This window comes from Streptomyces sp. NWU339, from assembly GCF_003143855.1.
Classification (GTDB): Bacteria; Actinomycetota; Actinomycetes; order Streptomycetales; family Streptomycetaceae; genus Streptomyces.
In genome coordinates, this window is sequence record NZ_QFRK01000087.1 from 1 (window position 1) to 18,598 (window position 18,598).

General features: G+C 69.8%; 15 protein-coding genes and 1 pseudogene. 11 read left to right on the plus strand and 5 right to left on the minus strand.

Annotated features, from left to right (window positions below; translation table 11 throughout):
* The coding region (locus DIZ27_RS41740) for a PQQ-binding-like beta-propeller repeat protein (protein WP_181383969.1) at positions 1–612 on the minus strand (612 nt) is incomplete at its 3' end.
* A 954-nt stretch (positions 613–1,566) separates the two neighbouring features.
* Here DIZ27_RS41740 and DIZ27_RS41745 point away from each other — a divergent pair.
* From DIZ27_RS41745 to DIZ27_RS41780, 8 genes are all read left to right on the plus strand, one after another.
* Entirely contained in the window at positions 1,567–2,523 is a 957-nt protein-coding gene (locus tag DIZ27_RS41745) for a zinc-binding dehydrogenase (protein ID WP_109383535.1), read from the plus strand.
* A 248-nt stretch (positions 2,524–2,771) separates the two neighbouring features.
* A protein-coding gene (locus DIZ27_RS41750; protein WP_375232074.1) for an IS3 family transposase occupies positions 2,772–3,934 on the plus strand; the annotation gives its coding sequence in 2 pieces (ribosomal slippage) (positions 2,772–3,041 and positions 3,044–3,934; 1,161 coding nt in all).
* Between the two features lie 591 nt (positions 3,935–4,525).
* Positions 4,526–6,466, plus strand: a complete 1,941-nt coding sequence (locus DIZ27_RS41755; protein WP_109383536.1) for an ABC transporter ATP-binding protein — start codon at positions 4,526–4,528, stop codon at positions 6,464–6,466.
* A gap of 61 nt (positions 6,467–6,527) precedes the next feature.
* Positions 6,528–7,667, plus strand: coding sequence for an NUDIX hydrolase (locus tag DIZ27_RS41760; RefSeq protein ID WP_258308846.1), 1,140 nt, complete (start codon positions 6,528–6,530; stop codon positions 7,665–7,667).
* A 52-nt stretch (positions 7,668–7,719) separates the two neighbouring features.
* Positions 7,720–9,210 carry an NUDIX domain-containing protein gene (locus DIZ27_RS41765; protein ID WP_109383538.1) on the plus strand — a complete coding sequence of 497 codons (1,491 nt, stop codon included), beginning with the start codon at positions 7,720–7,722 and terminating at the stop codon, positions 9,208–9,210.
* Positions 9,207–10,091, plus strand: coding sequence for a phosphotransferase enzyme family protein (locus tag DIZ27_RS41770; protein ID WP_109383539.1), 885 nt, complete (start codon positions 9,207–9,209; stop codon positions 10,089–10,091). The genes DIZ27_RS41765 and DIZ27_RS41770 overlap by 4 nt, the downstream gene beginning before the upstream one ends.
* A 152-nt stretch (positions 10,092–10,243) precedes the next feature.
* On the plus strand, positions 10,244–11,071 hold the full coding sequence (locus DIZ27_RS41775; protein ID WP_109383540.1) for an NUDIX domain-containing protein: 828 nt from the start codon (positions 10,244–10,246) through the stop codon (positions 11,069–11,071).
* Positions 11,072–11,098: 27 nt separating this feature from the next.
* Entirely contained in the window at positions 11,099–12,265 is a 1,167-nt protein-coding gene (locus DIZ27_RS41780) for a bifunctional class I SAM-dependent methyltransferase/NUDIX hydrolase (protein ID WP_109383541.1), read from the plus strand.
* A 529-nt stretch (positions 12,266–12,794) separates the two neighbouring features.
* Here the strand turns inward: DIZ27_RS41780 and DIZ27_RS41785 are convergent.
* Both DIZ27_RS41785 and DIZ27_RS49090 read right to left on the minus strand, forming a co-directional pair.
* Positions 12,795–13,964 (minus strand): ISL3 family transposase, encoded by a 1,170-nt coding sequence (locus DIZ27_RS41785; RefSeq protein ID WP_258308847.1) that lies wholly within the window; start codon positions 13,962–13,964, stop codon positions 12,795–12,797.
* A 185-nt stretch (positions 13,965–14,149) separates the two neighbouring features.
* Positions 14,150–14,986: pseudogene (locus DIZ27_RS49090) on the minus strand (hypothetical protein); the annotation flags it as partial.
* Between DIZ27_RS49090 and DIZ27_RS41795 the strand changes: the two are divergent.
* From DIZ27_RS41795 to DIZ27_RS45390, 3 genes are read left to right on the plus strand one after another with little or no spacing between them, the layout of a single operon-like run.
* Positions 14,955–15,425 (plus strand): hypothetical protein, encoded by a 471-nt coding sequence (locus DIZ27_RS41795; RefSeq protein ID WP_146229103.1) that lies wholly within the window; start codon positions 14,955–14,957, stop codon positions 15,423–15,425. The pseudogene DIZ27_RS49090 and the gene DIZ27_RS41795 sit on opposite strands and share 32 nt — an antisense overlap.
* A 2-nt stretch (positions 15,426–15,427) precedes the next feature.
* Positions 15,428–17,419 (plus strand): tetratricopeptide repeat protein, encoded by a 1,992-nt coding sequence (locus DIZ27_RS41800; protein ID WP_109383544.1) that lies wholly within the window; start codon positions 15,428–15,430, stop codon positions 17,417–17,419.
* A 38-nt stretch (positions 17,420–17,457) separates the two neighbouring features.
* Complete coding sequence (locus DIZ27_RS45390) at positions 17,458–17,853, plus strand: hypothetical protein (RefSeq protein ID WP_146229104.1); 396 nt, start codon at positions 17,458–17,460, stop codon at positions 17,851–17,853.
* Between the two features lie 40 nt (positions 17,854–17,893).
* Here DIZ27_RS45390 and DIZ27_RS41805 read toward each other — a convergent pair whose 3' ends face one another.
* Positions 17,894–18,265 (minus strand): MerR family transcriptional regulator, encoded by a 372-nt coding sequence (locus DIZ27_RS41805; RefSeq protein ID WP_109383382.1) that lies wholly within the window; start codon positions 18,263–18,265, stop codon positions 17,894–17,896.
* A 27-nt stretch (positions 18,266–18,292) separates the two neighbouring features.
* Positions 18,293–18,598, minus strand: a 306-nt coding sequence (locus tag DIZ27_RS41810; RefSeq protein WP_146229105.1) for an SDR family NAD(P)-dependent oxidoreductase, incomplete at its 5' end; no start/stop codon positions are given.

Here is an 18,598-nt window from a genome sequence, read left to right on the forward strand (position 1 = left end):
GGACTTGGACGACACGCCCACGTACGCCACGCCGTCGGCGATCACCGGTGAGCCGGTGACCAGAGCCGCCGCATGGTCGTCGATCTGCGTCTTCCACAGCAGGGTGCCGGTCATGGCGTCGGCGCTCATAAGGTAGGCGCCCTCGGTGGTCTTCATGGCCGGAACGCCCTCGCCGAAGACCAGCTTGCCGGCCGCGTAGGCGGGGCTGGTCCGGGAGACGTCACCCTCGATCCCGCTGTACGTGCTCACCGGCTTGGACCAGASGGCCTTGCCCGTCTTGGTGTCCACGGCGTGGAGCTTGCCGCTCCAGTCCGGCACGTACGCGATGCCGTCCACCACGGTCGGCGTGGCGGAGATGTCACCGCCGGCCGTGAAGGTCCAACGCGCCTTCAGGTTCTTGACGTTGTTCGCGTTCAGGATTTTCTCGGACGCGGCGTTGCGGGTGTTGTGGGAGTCATGACCCGCGGAAGTCCAGTTCGCGGCCGGCTTCGGGGCGGCCGCGGAGGCGGTCCCGGTGGTCCCTGCGAACGCCGCGGCGACGACGGCCGCAGCCAGCGGCACGCCCACGACTGCGGACCTCAGCGTCCGCGACTTCGGGCTCCGTGTTGACATGCGAAAACTCCTTAGATCTGTGCGGCGGTGCGGAGCCATGCCGGCTGCGGCCTGTTCGGCCGTGGTCTTCGGATGGCTCCATGGCGCGTCACAGGAGTGGTCGTCTCGGCCACGCCGCCCGCCAGTGGTTGAACACTAAACCATCTCCGTGAAGGGGTGATCCAGCAGGGGGCTCGCAGCGAGCCGGAACACACCACCCTTCCGGCCCCAATCCCGAGGCCGCTTCGGTTGGTTGACCTCTCACGCGCTTCACCGAAAAGGCGCCGATATCGACCCAGCGGGAGGCCGCCGACGCGTGTGGGCGCCAGCCGCACGACTATCCGCCGCCGCGAGGCGGGGGTGGATCCGCCCGGCACGGCCCAGATCCCGTGCACGGCCAACTGATCCCGGTCGACGACCTGCTCGCCGCCGGTTCCCGGCCGCCCGCGCCGACCCCGCCAGGCAAGGCGACCTCCCGGACTCCCCTGACCGCCCCGGCCGGGGAGGTGCGCGACGTCGGCGAGGGCCGGGGAGTGCCCCTGGGGTCGGGGTCCGTCCTCGGATGCGCGGGAAGCGGCCGGCGACGGACCGGGCCGGGTCCGGGTGGCCGCCGGTGCACGCCGGCCGCCCCTGCCGCCGGGGCGGGCTGCCGCTCCGTCTCGACCGGCGGCGGTTTCCCCCTGTCCGTCGATGCGATGATCTCGGCCGCGCAAAGGCCGCGGGGGGCCGGATTATTTCCCTCCGGGCGAGGCGAAAGCGGTGAAATAGCCCACGCAACAGAAAGTTCATCTTTCAACAATGTTCGGGTAGTTTCGGCGATGGGCCCACCACCTCGGGGCACCGTCCGAACCGTCCGGAGCGAGCCTCCCCCGAGCGCCGTCCGGATCGAGAGACAAGAGAAAGCCCATCCAGCCCGGACGGACGGCGTCATCTGGCGTCGTCCCCCGACGCACGTATGCAAGGACACGCGACACCATGAAATCCTGGCGCTTCCACGGAACCAACCAGCCGCTCACCTTGGAGGAGGTGGCAGCGCCGCACGCGGGACCGGGCGAGGTCGTCGTCGACGTCAAGGCCGCCGGTCTCTGCCACTCCGATGTCAGCGCGATGGACGACGCGGGCTGGATGTCGATGTTCCCGCGGATTCCGATGACGCTCGGGCACGAGAACGCCGGAGTGATCAGCGAGGTCGGCGAGGGCATGGAGCACTGGAAGATCGGCGACCGCGTCGGCCTCTCGCCGATGATGCCGGACGGCGACGCCATCGGCTACGGCGCCTGGGACGGCGGCTACGGACCCAAGGTGCGCGCGACCGACGCGAATCTGGTGCGACTGCCGGACGAGGTGTCGTTCGAGCTGGGCGCGATGGCGACCGACGCGGGCCTCACCTCGTACCACGCCATGGTCACGCTCGGCGGAGCGAAGAAAGGCATGCGGGTCGGTGTGATCGGCCTCGGCGGCCTCGGCTACATCGGCGCCCGCACCGCCGTCCTCAAGGGCGCCGAAGTGTACGCGGCCGACGTGAACCCGGCCACCCGGGAGCTCGCCGCCGAGGTCGGCCTGGCGGGCGTCGGCGAGTCGATCACCGAGTTCGCGGACAAGGACCTCGAACTCATCGTGGACTACGCGGGCTTCGGCACCACCACCGCCGAGGCACTCGAGACGCTCGGCGAATTCGGCACGCTGGTGCAGGTCGGCATGGGCCGCCTCGAGTCCACGATCAGCACCGGCGCGATCATTCTGAAGCAGCTGCGGGTCCTCGGCTCCAAGTCGGGCACGAAGCAGGATCTCGAGGAGCTCTACGACCTCATGCGGTCGGGCGACCTCAACCCGCCGCTGAACCGCATCACGCCGGACCGGATCCCCGAGGGGCTGGAGCGCCTCCGCAAGGGCGGGGTCGTCGGCCGCGTCATCGCCCTGTACGAGGACTGAGCCGGCAAGCACGGCAAAAGCCTGCGGTGGCCCCGGACCGAAGCGGTTCGGGGCCACCGCAGCCCGGCGAACGCGACCTATGGGGCTCGTAAAGTCATCGCTGCAGGCGGGAGCCCGCGTGCACGACCCCTCGGCGGTGGCCGGGACTACGCGCCCCGCGAGCGGAGGCGTGGTCGGCCGGGTCTGCCGCACGATCGGGTGACATCTGAACTGGCTTGCTCTGTGGGGCGGGTGGGAAGGATGTTGCTGTGCCCAAGCCTTATCCGGAGGAGTTCCGCCAGGACGTCGTGCGGGTTGCGAGGAACCGTGGCCCGGGTGTGACGGTCGAGCAGGTGGCCACCGACTTCGGAGTCCATCCGATGACGTTGTGGAAGTGGATGCGTCGCGCGGACATCGACGACGGAACCAGGCCCGGAACGACCAGCCAGGAGAGTGCCGAGCTTCGGGAAGCGCGTCGGCGGATCAAGCTGCTGGAGCAGGAGAACGAGGTCCTGCGGCGGGCCGCGGCCTATCTGTCATAGGCGCATCTGCCGGGAAAAGGATCTACCCGCTCGTGAAGGAGCCGGCCGGGGACGGGGTGCCCGTCACGGTTGCGTGCCGGGTGCTGAAGCTCGCCAGACAGCCCTACTACCGCTGGCTGGACCAACCGATGACCGATGCCATGCTGGAGGAGGCGTATCGCGCGAACGCGCTGTTCGACGCGCACCGTGACGACCCGGAGTTCGGCTACCGCTTCCTGGCCGACGAAGCGCGCGGCGCCGGGGCCGTGATGGCGGACCGGACTGCCTGGCGGATCTGCCGGGACAACCGCTGGTGGAGCGTGTTCGGCAAGAAGCGCGGCAAGGGCAAGAAGGTCGGCCCGCCGGTGCACGACGACCTGGTCCGCCGTGACTTCACCGCGACCTGCGCGAACCGGCTGTGGCTCGCCGACATCACCGAGCACGCCACCGGCGAAGGCAAGCTCTATCTCTGCGCGATCAAGGACGCCTTCAGCAACAGGATCGTGGGCTACTCCATCGACGAGCGGATGAAGTCCCGCCTGGCCGTGACCGCCCTGGACAACGCCGTGGCCCGGCGTGGAGACGTCGACGGCTGCATTCTGCACAGCGATCACGGATCGCAGTTCCGCTCCCGGAAATTCGTCCGGGCGCTCGACCGCCACCGGATGGCCGGATCGATAGGGAGAGTCGGAGCTGCCGGCGACAACGCGGCCATGGAGTCCTTCTTCAGTCTGCTGCAGAAGAACGTCCTCGACCGCCGTGTCTGGGCCCCCCGCGAAGAACTCAGGATCGCGATCGTGACCTGGATCGAGCGGACCTACCACCGGCGCCGCAGACAAGCCTCACTCGTCCGACTGACCCCCGTCGAATTCGAGACCGTCATGACCACGCCGGCCCTCCAGGTCGCGTGACCGGACCTGTCACCCGAACCTGCATCAGACCTCCACATACCCGTCAGGCCGAAGCGTCGCGCCGCCTCACCCGTGAGGCAACGGCGTCCGGGGACGGGTACGTCGCGTGTGATGTCCTCGCTCATCCCGTCTGCCGCAAAGAGATGACCCTCGACGAGCACCGTGCGTTGTCGGTTGCCGTCGCCTCGGCCGGCCTCGGCATGAGGTACATCCCTGCACCCCTGGAGCGGGCTCTGCGGGACGCTACGTCGGTCTCCGTCAAAGTCTGGGAACGCCACTTCACCGGCCGAGCCAATCCAACTGAGCAGATCGGTCGCCGTCATGCCGCTGATGCCGCTGGTCAACCTCGACCGGTATCTGATCCCAACAGGCCGAGGTGAGGCGGCCTACGGCTTGCTGCTCGCGGCGTCGGCGTTTCGGCCATTTCCGGGCCGAAGCCGCTCCAAGCCAGACCAGGGATCCCGCGCCCGCGAGGTTCCCTCACTCAGGAAATAGGGGGCTTTCCGGCACGACCGAATGAGGTGTGTTCGATATCGCAGCCGGGTCGTTAGACCTCACGACTCCGCCACAGCGACCGTCCCAGGGGGAACGATGACCTCGGCCATCACGCAGGATCAGCCGCCGCAACCACCGAAGGGCACCTCGCAGGACGACGAACCGCAGCAGACCGGTGTTCGAGAGGAGGAATACCTCTACCGCGATAAGTCGCGGCTCCAGGCCGGCTCCCTACTGACGTCCCGCACCATGGCGCGGCGCCTGCCCTCGCTCGTGCTGCGCTCGGTGCAGATGGCCTGGCGGGTGGACCGCAGCGCGACCATCGGACTGCTGGTGTGCCAGATCGGGACGGGCGTCCTCGCGGCTCTTGGCCTTCTGGCCGTCACGGGCACGATCACCGCGCTGATCTCCTCGGGCGCCGTCACCGAGCGGCTGTGGGACGCCGCTCCGCAGCTGGCCGTCATCGCCGCGGCCACCGGCCTGCGCGCGCTGCTGGGCATCGCGGTCGTCTGGCTGACCGGGCGTCTGCGCCCGGTGCTCGGCCGGGCGGCGGAGCTGACGATGATCGAGGCCGCGCTCGGCGCGGAGCTGGCCGCCAACAACAAGCCCGGCTACAACGACGCCTACGACATCGCCGACCGCGGCGCCCAGGTCACTCCCGACCTGGTGGAGGAAGCGCAGGACGTCCTCGCGGCGACCGCGACACTCACGGCCGGCGCGGCCGTTCTGACCGTCCTGCACCCCCTGCTTCTCCCCCTCCTCTTCCTCGCGTGCCTGCCGCAGGCCGCCGCCTACGTCCGCTCCGCCCGCGTGCTCTACCTCGCCGCCCTGGAGACCTCCGGGCGGCGCCGGATGCTGGGCAAGCTGCGCTGGCACATGGCCTACATGGAGTCCAGCGAGGAGATGCGCGCCTGCCTGGCCGGCCCCTTCCTGATCGGCCGGTACCGAAAGCTGGCCGCCTCGGTCAACGCGGCCGAGCGCAAGGCCGCGAACACGGGCGCCTGGATGGGGCTGGCCGGTGCCGTCGCCGGCGGGGTCGCCTCGACCGCGGTATGGGCGGCACTGCTGTGGCTCCTCGCCTCCGGCCACATGAGCCTGGCAGCCGGAGGCGGCGCCGTCTTCGCTCTCCAGACGGCCACCGGCTCCGTACGCGGCATCATCAACGGCGGGGCCCGCCTGGTGCGCACCGGCTGGTACGTGCAGGACTGGCAGAACTTCCTCGACAACGCCCACGGCCAGGCCATGACCGACTCCCGCGGCACCGCGGCCCTGTCCGCGGTCCCGGAGCGCTTCGAGGTCCGCGACGTCACCTACCGCTACGACGGCGCCCCGAAGGACAGCCTCAGCGGCGTCTCTCTCCACGTGCGGCGCGGCGAGATCGTGGCGCTGGTCGGGGAGAACGGCTCCGGCAAATCCACCCTCTCGCGCCTGCTGTGCGGGCTGCTGCTGCCCACCGAAGGCGGAGTGGCTTGGGACCACACCTCCACGGCGGATCTGGATCCCTGGAGGTCATGGGAGCACGTCGCGCTGGTCCCGCAGAAGTTCACCTACCTGCCGCTGACGATGCGCGACAACATCACCTTTGGGCAGGGCGACACCAGTGATGCCGCGCTGCTCGCCGCGTGTGAGGCGTCCGGCGCCGCGGAGATGCTGCCGGGCCTCCGCTCCGGCCTGAACACCCTCCTGACCAGCGAGTGGTTCGGCGGGCAGCAGCTCTCCGGCGGGCAGTGGCAGCGCCTGGTCCTCACCCGCGCCTTCCACCGGCAGGCGGCGCTGCTGGTGATGGATGAACCCACGGCAGCCCTCGACGCAAGGGCGGAGCACCGGATCTTCTCCGGCCTGCGCGAGCTGGCCAAGGACCGCGCCATTCTGCTGATCACGCACCGGCTCACCAATGTGGCCGTCGCCGACCGGATCGTGGTCCTGGACGAGGGCCGGGTCGTGCAGGAGGGCACGTACGCCCAGCTCACTCAGGAGCCGGGGCTCTTCCAGTCCTTGTGGGAGTTGCAGCGCCGGATGAGCGGCGACACCGCCTGATCATCGCTCCCCTGTCCGCGCAGTTCACATGCCCGCCCACCTTTCTGAAAGGCAGAGCCCCGTGACCTCTTCCGTCTCCCCTTCGGATCACGTCGCACCGCGAGCCGCCCTGTCGGCAGCGCAGTACGCCGCGTCCCGGCACGCGGTGTGGCTCGGCGCCGCCGCAATCATCACCGACCAGGTCGGCCGCGTCCTGCTGGTGCACCCCACCTACCGCGAGGACGACCGGTGGCTGCTGCCCGGAGGCGTCGTCGAACCCGGCGAACACCCGCACGTCACCTGCCGACGCGAGATCACCGAGGAACTGGGCCTGCCAGACCTACCCCTGGCGAACGTGCTCGCCGTCCACTCCCTCTCGTCGCGCCACCCCGACATCCAGCCCGGCATGCCCTGTCCCGGAGAGATCCGGTACGTCTTCGACGGCGGAACCCTCACCCCCGACCAGGCGCAGGCGATCCGCCTGCCTCACGAGGAGCTGTCCGAGTTCGCCTTCCTCGAGACCCGGGACGCGGTGCAGCGGCTACGCCCCGTGGACGGGCAGATCATGCTCGCCGCCTACCGTGCCCGGCTCGGAAGCACCGCCACCACCCACCTCGCCGACGGCCGGCACATCCTCGACGTCCCGGCGCTGGATCGCCATGACGTCCACGTCCGCTACCGGCCCCTGTGGGACAGCCCCCTCGATCGCGGCCCCGTCCCCAAGCGGCTCCCCGTGCAACAAGCCTGGGCGTGGTGCTTCGCTCCCGACGGCCGCGTCGTCCTCGTCGCCGACCCCGGCCCCCGGGGCGCCCTGCCGATGCTGCCCGGCGGCACCGTGGAGAAGACCGACACGACTCCCGAGGACACCCTCCACCGCGAAGCCGCCGAGGAAGCCCAGCTCACCTTGACCGACCCGGTGCGACTGGGCTGGGTACTGGACGAGACCGGCGAGGTCTACGGCGGAGTAGGACCCAACGCCCGACTCCGCCTGGCCGCCCGTGTCACCGCCATCGGGCCGGCGGCCGTCGACCCCGCCACCGGCCACCCCTTCGCACGCCTGCTCACCGCCCCCGCCCAGGCAGCCGCCCTGCTGGGATGGGGCCCGCCAGGAGCGCGGCAGGCCCGACTCGCCGCCGAGACAGCCCGGGAGCGCTGGGGCCTGCCCACCGCTCGCCCCGCCGCAATCGAGGAAGTCCCTGCGGAGGGGATGCGGCTGAGCTGACCCGAACGACCATCCCGCATCGACTCGTTCCGCTCCGCTCTGAGGTACAACCATGCCGCTGTCGCACGACCACATCCGCACCACTGTCGAGACCTACCTCGCTCGCCATCCTTACGAGCGAATGCAACTTGACGGCCTTCTGGACGCCCTCGACCGGCCCACCGACATCGCCTGTCGCTCCACCTTCTCCGGACACGTCACCTGCGGCGCCATCGTCGTCGACCAGCTCGGCCGCGTCCTGCACGTGCTGCACCGGGCGAGCGGGAAGGTCCTCGCTCCCGGCGGACACACCGAGCCCGAGGACGAGTCCCTGGCCGGGGCGGCCCTGCGGGAGCTGCACGAGGAGACCGGGATCCCGCCCCAGGCCGTGGCACCGTGGGCCGGCTACGAGGCCGTGCCGTTCGACATCGACCTCCACGCCATCGACGCCCATCCGGGCAAAGGCGAACCGGGCCACCAGCACTTCGACCTCCGCTTCCTCTTCCGCCTGCGCACCGCGACGGAAGTGCCGGTGGTGCTGCAGGTGGAGGAGGGCGCCGGCATCGAGTGGCGGCCCGTGGACAGGGTGACCTCCCCCTCCCTGCGCGAGAAGCTGCTCAAGCTCACGCCCACCCTCGGACCGGAGACCGCCAACGCCTCCGCCCTGATCTACAACGACCGCGGCGAGTACCTGCTCCACCTGCGTGACTACTTCCCCGGCCAGATCTGGGAGCCGGGCATGTGGTCCCTGCTGGGCGGCGGCCGAGAGCCCCAGGACGCCACCCTGGAGCACACCGTGCGGCGCGAACTGGACGAGGAAGCCGGCCTGCACGTCCCCGACCTGACCCCGTTCGGCGTCGAGGAAGCAACCGACGACGCCGGCGCGACCGTGCCCATCGCCGTCTACGCCGGCCGCTGGAACGGCGATCCCCGCGAACTCCACCTGACAGAGGGGGTGATGCTGGCCTGGTTCGCCCCCGATGACCTCCACCGCCTGCGCATCGCGCCCTCCACGAGCGACCTCGTACGGCGCCACGCCGCCAGCCGTACGGTCGGCGCATCCTGCGCCGCCCCGCAGAGCGGGGCCGCCCTGAGCGATGAGCGCCGCCCGGCCTCCCCGCACGGAACGGTCCCCAACGTCATCGGCGTCCACCTCTACCTGGAGCGGCCCGACGGAACGGTGCTGCTCGGGCTGCGCCACCCCGACTCCGCGTTCGCGCCCTCCACCTGGCACGTCCTGGCCGGCCACTGCGAGCAGGAGAGCGCGATCACGTGCCTGATCAGGGAGGCTCGGGAGGAGGCCGGTCTGCAGATCCAGCCGCAGGACGTCGAACTCGTCCACGTCGTCCACCACATCGACCGGGCCGGGGGCCGGCCTCGCATGGGCCTGTTCTTCCGCGCCCGTACTTGGACCGGCGAGCCGCAACTGCGCGAGCCGGACAAGTGCACCCAGTGGAAATTCTGGGACCCGGCCGCGCTCCCCGACGACCTCGTCCCCTACGCCCGGGTGGTCATCGAGGGCATCCGCGCCGGCCGCCTCTATTCCGAAACGGGATGGGCATGAGCACAGCCACGTCCCCGCACCCGGGCCTCCCGCCCGAGGAAGTGTGCAGGCTCGCCGAGCAGGCCGTGGGGCACATCGCCACCTGGACGGACACCTCATGGGCCCGCGAGAGCAGCCGGGTGTGGCGGGCACACGGAGCAGACGGCGGAACCCGGTACGTCAAGATCCACCAGAACACTCGGTTCCACCACCGCGAGGTAGACGCGTACCGCAGCTGGGTCCCGCGCCTCCCAACAGCTGCCCCCGCCCTCGTGACCGCCGACAGCGCGTTGCGCGCCGTTGTCGTCACCGCGGTGCCCGGCCAGCCCCTGCACGGCCTCGCGCGCCCGCCCGAGCAGCAACAACACCTCTTCCACCAGATCGGCGCCTTGGCCGCAGCCATCCACCGCAGTTCACCTGCACCGGTGACCACTACTGAGGGGGTGGCGGCCCTCGCGAAGGTCGAGAGGCATCTACAGGCGGCACGTCCCTACCTGAACCCGGGGGACGAGAAGTTCATCCGAAGCATCGTGGCGCGCGCCGAAGGCGTTCCACTCCTGGACCGCGTGCCGACACACGGGGATTTCCAGCTGCGCAACCTGCTGCTGGACGAGGACGGCAGCCTCGCGGTGATCGACTTCGAACGCAGCGAGCCCGGCCCGGCCATCCGGGACCTGGTCCGCCTCGCGGACGCCTGGGCCACACAGCCGCGCCTCTACGACGCGTTCATGGCCGGCTACGGCCGCGACCTCACCCCAGCCGAAGAAGAACGCTTCGTCATCGACTCCGCTCTCGACGCCCTCTCCGGAATCCAGTACGGCGCCACGCACAGCGATGCGGAAACACAGGACCGCGGGCACCGCACCCTGGCGCGCCTACGAGTCCAAGACCACCCCCAGTGAACCGGCCCTGGCGGGGTTGACGAAACAGATAGGGCCCCCCGCAACAGACCAGCCGCAAGCATCGATCGGAGGCGCTCGTGCCTGACGACGTCCAGCAAGCAGTCTCGGCCATCCCTGGTCCGGCGACAGGAGGTGAACGGCATGAGCACCACATGCGCCTGCTCCCGAGGTACTACCGCCAAGTGGAGGCAGGCCGTAAGACGATCGAGGTCAGGGTGGCCACCCCGCAGAAGCGCGCCATCGCAGCCGGCGACCCTGTCGTCTTCCACGACCGGGACAGCGACCGGGAACTCGACGTCATCGTGCGGCGGATCACCCGCTACGCCTCCTTCGAGGATCTGCTCAGCTCGGAGGACCCCGCGCGCATCGACCCGGACGGACCGCTCGGGGAACTGCTCGCCAACCTCCGGAGCATCTACCCGCCGGCCAAGGAAGCTCTCGGCGCTCTCGCCTTCGAATTCGACCACCGCCCCGCCCGGCCGGGCCGCCCCATGCCGATGACACCCACGCAGTACGCGCAGACCGTTCCCCACCACACGGTGTACGGCTGCCTGTACGTCCGCGACGAGGGCGACCGACCGGTACAGCTGCGCTCGGTCTACGGCTCCCGGCTCTGGCAATTCCCGGGCGGCAACCTCGACGCACAGGGAGAGGACCCGCTCCAGACCGCCCGGCGCGAAGGACTCGAAGAGACCGGTCTCGAACTCGGGCTGACAGCGCCGAAATTGCTCCTCACGCACTTTCTGCACGCCGGGCCGCGCATGCCGCTGAACAAAGTGGGGCTCATCTTCGACGGCGGCCAACTGACCAGAGACCAGCTGGCACAGATCCGCCTCGATCCCGCAGAACACGACATGTGGGCCGTGCACGACATGGCCGGCTGGCAGGAGTTGATGGCGCCTCGTGACTTCTCCCGTCTCAACGCCATCGAACGTGCCCGAACCGGCGAAGGCCCCGCCTACCTCATCACGCACACCTGACCGCATACCGCCCACCGAGGAGGCACCGTGCCCGTCGAGGACATCAACACTCGAGCCTGGAAGACCTACGGCCAGCGCCAACTCTCGCGTTCCTACACGCCGCCCATTCCCGACCGAATGTCCTGGACGCCATGGGAGGGGATCGGGCCAGGTGCTGAAATCCTTGGCGACATCACCGGCCGCCGCGTCCTGGACATCGGGTCCGGGGCAGGCCATCACGCCGTCCATCTCGCGCGCACCCACGGCGCTCGCGTCACCGGCATTGAACTGTCCCCGACCCAGCACGAACGCGCCACCTCCACCCACACCGATATCCCGGGCGTGGAGTTCACCCAAGGAGATGTGGCCGAATACCTCGCCGGAGTCGAGCCGTTCGACGCCGCGTACGCCATCGGCACACTGGCCTTCATCGACCCACACCGGGCGCTGCCAGCCCTGCGCGGCGGACTGCGTCCCGGCGCACCGCTGATCCTCTCGCTCCTGCACACCGATCTGAACGGCCTCGGTCCGTCCACGCAGGTGACACCGCGCGAGCAGATGATCCTGCTGCGCGACGATCCACCGCTGGCCACTCAGATGTGGGTCCTGGCGCCGCAACTGTGGGAGGAACTGCTCACCGAGTACGGCTTCCGTGTCGAGACCATCGACCTGCTGCACCACCCGGACGAAAGCGCCGCGGTCATCCAGCAGCTCGTCCGTGCCCGCCGCCTGCCCGACCGGCCGGCACTGGTCTCCAGCCGCCCCCGCAGCAGCAGGCCGCCAGTGCCGCACGCGGCTGTCGGCGTCGGAGCCATCCTCGTCGGCAACCAGGGCCTCCTGCTGGGCCGCCATAAGCGTGGCACCCTCGAACTGCCCGGTGGAACCGTCGAGGCCGGTGAGTCCTTCGATGCCGCAGTGGTGCGCGAACTCGGCGAGGAGACCGGTCTCACCACTCACACCAGCGCCGTCACGCTCCTGGGCACGCTCGTCGACCACGTCGAAGGCGTCCTGCGGGTCACTGTCGGTGCCCTCGTGCATGCCTGGCACGGACAGCCGACCACGCAGCCGAACGAGAGCGTCGGCGACTGGGACTGGTACCCACTCGATCAGCTTCCCAACGGTTTGTTCGTGTGCAGTGCTCAGATCCTCACCGCCTGGCAGCCCGACCTGCCCATCGACCACACCCCCGCTCAGTTCACCCCGTACGCAGTCTGATGGCGATTCTTGAAAGCGGCTCTGGCCGCAGTTCCGTGATCCTCGAGCGCGTTGTGGCGTGGTCGGGTCCCGGCACGTGCGATTCGATCGACTCTGGTTGATAGACATTCTCATGACCTACTACGCAGACCTGACTCCGTACACGTACGACAGGGACAATGGGGACCCGGAAGCGTCAGGCTGCCGGCGGGGCGTCCCGCTACTGAACGTGGGCTGGCTCAGCCGCAGTAAGACCTGCTCAAAAGGGGCACCACCTTCGGGGCTGGTAGACGCGCTGCAGCGTATGACTCAGACGCATCGGGCCCAGCAGACGCGCGGCTGTCACTTCTGCCCTTGGTGTGCCTCGAGACTGCTCGGACCGCAGGGCGACAGTCCACGGGGCAGTGCAGAGATACGCGTCATGGGAAACGGCGTCGCCTACGCTGCTCCTGAACTGGTTGCTCACTATGTCGAAGCCCACAGCTACTTGCCGCCGGCCGGTTTCGTACATGCCGTGCTGTCGCCTGGTGCCTTCTCCTGACCTCGGGACTCATGGCTGGATGAGGACGCGGGCCCGCAGGAGTGCGAACGAGGCCCGGCCATACATCGCTCTCTTGAGCGTTTTCACCCGGTTCACGTGCCCCTCGACGACGCCGGAACTCCACGGCAGGGTGAGTCCGGCGGTGACGGCGTCGAGGTCCTGGCGGAGGAAGCCGGCGAAGCCCCGCATCGGCTTCGGCGCTTCCTGCTCGGCCTGACGACTCCACTCCAGCAGCAGGTATCCGCGCCGGTGGCGGACGAAATCGGCGAAGGCTCGAGCGAGGTCGCAGGCGCGGGTGATGTCCGGGCAGGCAAGCCGGACCTGTAGCAGCCGCTCGTCCTGGCTCTCGGTGAGCGTCTCGCGGGGCCGCATGATCCAGGAGGTGATCTTGCGGGGGCTGGGGATGTCGCCCCGGACCGGTTCGACGGTGCCCGCCCGCAGGGCGGCAAGATGTTTGCGGAGGACCTGGCGGCTGCCCCGGTAGCCGCGGGCCTGGATCTCCAGGAACAGCCGGCTGCCGCTGACCTGGCCTTGTGTCTCGGTGAAGCGGGTGTTGAGGTATGCCGTGAACGGCTCCAGGACGCCGCCCGGGCGGCGCTCGCGGGCCGAGGCCAGCAGCTGGTCGAGGTCGGTGCCGCGGAAGCGGCGCACGGTCTCGCGGTCGAGGTCCAGCCGGCGGGCGATCGCGCTGATCGTCCAGCGTTTCTCCAGCAGGCGGTGGATGTCCTCGTAGCGGTGACGGGTCCGCTCGATGATCTGGGTGCGGGGCAGTTCCGCGGGCGGTAACAGCATCGGGGCCACCTCGGCTCCTTCGGTCACCGTCTCCTCCTCGGCGTGTTTGCGCAGGCAGTCACGGTGCTGGTGGCAGGTCTCCTCCACCGCGGCGGACAGGCTCTGCAGCAGGTGCCAGCGATCGGCGACCTCGATCGCCTCCGGCGCGGCTTCCCTGATCGCCCGGGTGTAGGCGGTGGCGCAGTCGCGGCAGACGACCTGAGCGCCGGGGTGCTCGCGCAGCCAGGCGGCGAAGGTCTCCAAGGTGCGGTCGGGCAGCACGTCGACCACGCGGCCGGTCTCGACGTCGACCAGCAGGGTGCCGTAAGTGCGGCCCCGGCGGAAGGCGAACTCGTCGACGCCGAGCACCTGCGGCGCCCGTTCCGGCACTTCAGGGGCTTCCAGCAACCCGAATAGTCGGCCGCGACGCTGAGCTTGCGGCACAGCCGTTCGCCGGCACGGCCCCCGAGTTCGACGGCGACGGCCCGCAGCCAGTCCTTCAGCCCGGTGCTGGAGCGCAAGTGACGCTCACTCAGGCCCTGGACCTGCTCGACGAACGTCCGCCGCGCGCAGCGGACGCGGTCGCAGAAGTACCGGCGCAATCGCAGCCGTATCAGCAACTTTCCCTCGGCCAAAGGGTGTTCGGCCACCATGCGCCAGTACGTGGAGTGGACCCGGCTGCCCCGGACCTCGCAGTCCGGGCAGCGAACGGCCGGACCGCACGCGGCGGCCTCGACCAGCACCAGGTCCAACCCGGCGGCCACCCACTCCAGTTCAACGTCGACTCCGGGGAACAGCACATCTTCGATCGAGTCGAGAGCCACATGAAGGTCATCCCGCAGCGAAACGGTTCTGCATTCATGCCTGCGACCTGCGTCTTTCACAAATTCAGAGAGCGCCATCAGGACGGCGATGGGCCGCCCCAGAAGGGGACCGGGGAACAGCCATGGTGTGGATCCGGGGTTGGCGTTGTGGGACAAGGTTCGTGGTCGGTTGGCGTTAACGCTCTGATCTGGCCCCACTTTTCCGGGGTGAGCCAAGGACGATCGGTCGCTTCGGCCCCGGCTTCGCCCCCTTGCATGGGGTACTGCAACGAATGCGTCACGAGGCCCCAATCGGATGGGTGATGTTTGCCGGTTCGGCCATCCTGATCCGGCGTGGTCCGGCAGGAGCCGTTGCCGTGGGGGCGGCAGCCGGGAGGCATGGATGGGCTGGTCGGGCACCGGACGGCGCCCGGGGGCCATCGGGAACGCGAAGCGGGCCGCGCTGCCGGTGCGGCGGGGCGCTTTTTTTGGGGCGTGCGCTCCGCTGCGGCAAGGCGCTGCGGGTCCTGGCTTCGCATCCGTCTCCTGCCTGCCTGTCGCCGATTTTTGGTCTTGAGGATTGGGGAGGGTGTTCGTGACACAGCAGGAGATCGCGGCATTGGCCATGTCCGGTGCGACGACGATCGTGGCCGCGATGGCCACGGACGCCTGGGCCGCCGTCCGCGATGGATTCTTGGCGGTCGTCCGCCGCCGCAGCCCTGAGCTGCATGCCGGTATCGAGGCGCAACTGGACGACGGTGCGGCTCTGGTCGTCCCGGGTCAGGGTGCCGAGGCTGCCCGCAGGTTGCTGATCAGGCAGTGGCAGCTGGAGCTGGAAAGGTTCCTGGCCGTGTATCCCGACGCGGCTGAGGAGCTGGCGGCGCAGACGGACCGGATGCGGGCAGCACTGGCGGCGGCGCAGCAGCACAACCTGCACAACAACGCCCATGGCCACGGCACGGTCAACGCCGTGCAGGACGGGAACCAGTACAACTTCTCCATGGACTCCGGTCCCCGGCTCCCCGTGCCGCCCGCGGGTCCGGCGCGTCAGGAGTGGGAGGACTGAGCGTGGACTCGCCGGTGAGCCCCCGCGCCGGCGTGGTGTACACGCAGAACATCACGGCCACCGGTGGTGGCCGGGTCAATGTCGTGCAGCACGGGGACCAGTACAACTACATCTACCTCGGCACCCCGCCGTACCAGGTGGAGCCCTTCCCCCTCACGGTGCCGGCCGCGCTGCCCGCAGGGCTGGCACGGGTGCCCAGTCGGCTTCTGATGGCCCGCCACCAGGTCGTCCCCTTCCTCCCCCGGCCGGAACTGGCGTTGCTGGAGGCTTGGCGTGACGGCGATTCGCCGGGGCTTTCGGTGCGCTTGGTGCACGCCGAGGGCGGGTCGGGCAAGACCCGGCTGGCCGCCGAGTTCGCCGCACGCTCGGCCGGGGCGGGATGGGCCGTCGCGCTGGCCCGCCACCGCAGCGAGGTCTCCTCGGCCGGGGGCGGTAACCAGAGCCTGGCTGTGCGGGCCCCGGGCCTGGTCATGATCGTGGACTACGCCGAACGCTGGCCCCTGGAAGACCTGATCACGCTGGTGCGCCAGCACCGTGACGCCGCCCGCGACCGGCTGCGCATCCTGCTGCTGGCCCGCCCCGCCGGTGTCTGGTGGCAGGGCCTGGCCCACCAGTTCACGAAACTCGACATCCTGGACGTCGATGCCCTGCCGCTCGAAGGAATCCCGGACACCCCGGGGGCGCGTGCCGACATGTACGTCGCGGCCCGCGACCGGTTCGCCGAGATCTTCGCCCACACCCACCCCGCCAGGATCGGCGTACCCGGCAATCTCAACGACCCGGTGTTCGCCCTGACCCTGACCGTCCACATGCGTTCCCTGGTCGACGTGGACGCCGCCAGCCGCGGAAGGACACCCCCGTCCGGCAGCAGTCAGGCGAGTCTGTCCTCCTACCTGCTGGACCGCGAACGCGACCACTGGCGCTCCTTCCACGACCAGGGCCGCGGCCCGCTGCGAACCACGGAGCAGACCATGGGCCGGGCCGTGTACGTGGCCACCCTCACCGGCGCCCTGTCCCCCGCCGACGCCACAGCGGCCCTGACCCGCACCGGCGCCGCCGACACCCCGGCCGCCGGCCGGCAACTGGTCGAAGACCACACCTACTGCTACCCACCCACCGGATCCGGCCTGGTACTCGACCCACTCGCCCCCGACCGCCTCGGCGAGGACTACCTCGCCCTGAGCCTCCCCGGCCACGAGGAGGAATTCGGCTACCACGCCACCGACCCCTGGACCATCACCACACCCACCGCACTCCTCGCCCCCGGCCACCAGGACAGCGGACCGGCCCCCTACACCCGCCAGGCCCTGACGGTCTTGATCGAGGCGGCCCACCGCTGGCCCCACCTGACCGCCCAGCACCTCGACCCGCTCCTGCGCCGCCACCCCACCCTCGCCCTGGCCGCCGGCGGCGCCGCCCTGACCCGCCTCACCGACCTGCCCACCCTCCACGACCCCGCCTCACGCGCGCACCTCCTCCAGTACCTCGCGACACACCAGCTCCACGCCGGCCTTCGCAACGAAGCCCTCACCTCGGGCCGACAGGCCCTGCAGGTCTGGCGGGACCTCACCTCCACCGACCCCGCCCACGAACCCGAGCTCGCCGGCTCGCTGATTAACCTCGGCGCCTTCCTGTCGGAGGTGGGGCGGCAGGAGGAAGCCCTGACCGCCACCCAGGAGGCGGTAGCGATCCGGCGTCGGCTGGCAACGGACAACCCGGCCGCCTACGAACCCGATCTCGCCCTCTCACTGTCCGCATGGGCATCGGTGCGTTATGAAGCACGATATGACATGCCCGAGGCACTGCGAGCGACGGTGGACGCGGTGGAGATCTACAGCAAGCTCGTGACAGCCATGCCCGCACGGTTCATTTCGCCGCTTCGCAATGTGGTGAGCCTGCAGGCAGACCTGTTCCGGAGCCTCGGGCACCTGCGGGAGGCGGAGGTCGTCCGGGCCTGGCTCGCAGCGAACGATCCGGTCCGCAGAATCGAGTAGTTCTGCGAACGATCAAGCCGCCCCGAAGTGTGTCCCGTTTGTCCTCGATCCCGGTTCTCAGTGGGGGTGAGCCGCATCTCGACGTGGGAGGCGTCCGTGTTGATGCCGAGGACGTCGAGGGCAGCTTCGGCAACGGGGCCGACGATGGGCAGAAGCGGATCGTCGGCGCTGACGGTGTGGCCGATCTCGTCGAACCGCGGCTCGTCGCTAAGTATCTTCCGGGTGACGGCGACGGGGGCGGTGATGCCGTGGACAGTGACGCGCTCGACGCTGCTCTCGGGGCTGGCGAGATCTACTATCTTCAGCCCTGCTCCGGTTGCCACAACCACGTGGGTATCGGGGGTGTGAAACTGGCGACCTCGCGTAATCGAGAGTCGCGTATTCCTTGGCCGGTGAGGGCTCGTGGTCACCGTGAGTGGCCGTGGGGAGCGTAGCGACTCCAGGCTTCTCCGGCTTCTGCGACGAGGTGGGCGTTCAGGCCACTGGGCGGATCCGACCACCGGTTGCCTGTTGCAACGCGGCCTCCAGTCGGTCGCGGGCCTCGGTCTGGGCGGCGATCCGTTCGTTGAGGACCGCCAGCCGTTCCAACGCGACCCGCAAGCCCTTGTCCGAGGGCGGTGCGGCGGCCACATCGCCGTCCAGGCACGGCAGGAACACCCGCACGTCGTCCAGGGTGAGCCCGGCGGCCAGCAGGTAGCGGATATTGCGGACCCGCACCACCGCCCGCTCGTCGTAGATGCGGTAGCCGTTGGGGGCCCGCTGCGAGGAGATCAGTCCGGCCTGCTCGTAGTGCCGCAGCGCACGGGCGGTTGTCCCGGTCGCCCTGGCCAGCTCACCGATCCGCACCCATCCCACCTCCCGTGGCCACTCCTATCACGCCACGACCGCTCCGCCGTCGACCGGGAGTACCACTCCGGTGACGAACGACGCGGCCGGTGCGGCAAGTTGGGTGACTGCCCAGGCCACCTCCTCGGGGCGGCCGATCCGGGCCAGTGGGGTGTGCGCCAGCTGCCAGTCCCGCACCGCTGCCATCCGCTCCGGCGTCAGGCCCTGGTGCTCGCCGATGGGGGTGTCGATCGCGCCGGGGGCGACCGCCACCACCCGGATCCCGCGGGGTGCCAGCTCGACCGCCCAGCTGCGGGTCAGCAGCTCCAGAGCGGTCTTGGTAGCCGCATAGAC